Genomic DNA, 652 nt, shown 5'->3' with positions numbered 1-652 from the left:
CTTAGATAGCTCTTATCTTAGGGGGAAGGATGTGTCCGGCTGATTCTACTTCCTCGCTACTGAAAATTCATCCCCGAATCCTCTTCTAACTCCGGTCCGGACCGAGGGCCGAATGGCCCGAAGCGTGAATATAGTGTTATATGATGTCGGCTCTTCATTGAATCAGCTATCACTCTTACATATTTTGTTTACACTAATAAATTTGATAGGTGCTTTATCATCTCCCCACATTTCTGTATGTATCCATATTCCTGGTGCATCAGGTAAAAATAAACTGCATTCATTGTCCTCTTCATCTAATTGATACGATATTTGGTCTTTATATTTATTTAATATTGATCCGATTCCAATTAATCCTTTATATTTCCCTTTATAACCCTCTGAAACTGTGATTTGAGTTAGCAGCTCTGTCGAAAAATTAAAAAAGAAAGAAATCCCCTGAATTTCAACTATATGAGAAATTGAGTCATTTCTACTTTTAGTTATGATATATTCAACATTTAATTCATTAATAAGTTCATTTAACTTAATCCCAAGATGATATTCCCCAACACTTCTACCTGGAATTATTTGACCATATAGATAGGAATTCATGTCACACATTCTTTCTTATTTTTTTGGGGAGCTCTTAGCCGATTTCATATAACGTTCT

Annotated in this window: 1 protein-coding gene; it reads right to left on the bottom strand. The window is 35.0% G+C overall.

Going from position 1 to position 652, the window contains the following annotated elements; all coding sequences use genetic code 11:
* Positions 1–162 precede the first annotated feature (162 nt).
* Positions 163–594 (bottom strand): hypothetical protein, encoded by a 432-nt coding sequence (locus E2980_RS23960; protein ID WP_135154723.1) that lies wholly within the window; start codon positions 592–594, stop codon positions 163–165.
* Positions 595–652: the final 58 nt, after the last annotated feature.

The organism is Cohnella luojiensis (genome assembly GCF_004564235.1).
Lineage (GTDB): Bacteria > Bacillota > Bacilli > Paenibacillales > Paenibacillaceae > Cohnella > Cohnella luojiensis.
Note: the sequence above shows the minus strand (reverse complement) of the source record. Positions and strands in the feature narration are given on the sequence as shown.